This window comes from Lactobacillus sp. X-49 (assembly GCF_057063645.1).
Genome location: NZ_JBXSQM010000027.1, coordinates 1 through 1,482, shown reverse-complemented (window position 1 = coordinate 1,482; position 1,482 = coordinate 1). Strand labels below are relative to the sequence as shown.

The window sequence follows — 1,482 nt, the reverse complement described above, 5'->3', positions numbered from 1 at the left end:
AAATTAAAATAACCAAAACTTTGTGAAATATTTTCAGTTTGTCCTTTATCATAAATTGCTTTAACTAGGAACACAGCTAGCGGTGGCGCCATTAAATTAAGAACCGTTCCGCTGATCACATGATCAGCATGAAAGTTAATTGTAGCAACCGCATGCAGAAGTGAAAAAATCAAACCAACAATACCACCAACAATTAAACCAATCCATGGTGTTATTTTCCCCAAGGATGAGGCAAATGTTAAGTTAAACATAATGGAAGAAAAAGCGCCCATTGTCATAATTCCTTCCAAACCAATATTAGTTATCCCGGAATTCTCACTATAAACACCACCAAGAGAAGTAAAAATTAAAGGTGTTGAATAAACAATCGTTGATGAAACCAACAGAGATAAAATTGCTACCAAATCCATTATTTACGACCTCCTTCAATATTAGCGGGTGAATTCTCATCAACAACCGTTTGGGGCTTAGTTTTAAATAACAAACCAATTACATATTGTATTGCAACAAAAAAGATAATTGCTGCAATTACAATTGAAACAATCTCATAAGGTATGCCAGCAATAGTCTGCATACCCAATCCGCCTATCTTTAATATTGAAAAGAGGATAGCGGCTAGCAAAATACCGATAGCTGTTCCCCCACCCAGCAATGCGACAGACAGGCCATCCCAACCAATATCAAGGCTCGTAGTTTGGTTAAAATAATTTTGATACGTACCCAATCCTTGGACAACACCACCTAATCCGGCAAAGCCACCTGACAATAGCATTGAAAGTACAATATTCTTTTTAGTAGACATCCCCGCATACCGGCTAGCATAAGGATTCGCACCTACAGAACTAATTTCAAAACCAATTGTTGTTTTTTTCATTAGATACCAATATGCTACAACTGCAACTAAAGCCAAAAAAATTCCAGCGTTAATTCTTGATTCACCAAACATAGAAGTAAGCCAACTGATTTTTAGACTACCATTTTGAGAAATTGTCTTAGTAGTATCTGTATCAATGCGCAACCCCCCAGGCATAACTTGCTGCATTAAGTATTGGCAAGAATACAATACAATATAATTGAGCATAATTGTGGTAATAACCTCATTCGTACCAAATTGTGCCCGTAACCAACCAGCAATTCCTGCAACAAAAGCACCAGCAACCGCACCGGCAATCGTAGCCAAAGGTAAAAGTAGGAATTTAGGCATATTAGGGTTAGCTAATACAATCCAAATTGAAGTCAACCATCCTGCCTGCGCTTGACCTGGTAACCCAATATTGAAAAAACCTGCACTAGATGCAACTGCAAAACCAATAGCTGTGAATATCAGAGGCGTTGCTTCACGAATAGTTTCTCCAATACCATTCATATTGCCCAACGCACTTGAAAACATTGAACTATACGCTTCAAATGGATTATAACTCCAGATAAGCATAATTACCGCACCAACTAAAAATCCAGCTAAAATTGAAATTGTGAGCACTA

Annotated in this window: 2 protein-coding genes; both read right to left on the bottom strand. The window is 37.6% G+C overall.

Annotation, left to right across the window (positions count from 1 at the left end; translation table 11 throughout):
• Window positions 1–410, bottom strand: a 410-nt coding sequence (locus ACYIAQ_RS08745) for an ABC transporter permease subunit (RefSeq protein WP_483563457.1), incomplete at its 3' end; no start/stop codon positions are given.
• Window positions 410–1,480 carry an ABC transporter permease gene (locus tag ACYIAQ_RS08740; RefSeq protein ID WP_483563456.1) on the bottom strand — a complete coding sequence of 357 codons (1,071 nt, stop codon included), beginning with the start codon at window positions 1,478–1,480 and terminating at the stop codon, window positions 410–412. The genes ACYIAQ_RS08745 and ACYIAQ_RS08740, both read right to left, overlap by 1 nt.
• Window positions 1,481–1,482: the final 2 nt, after the last annotated feature.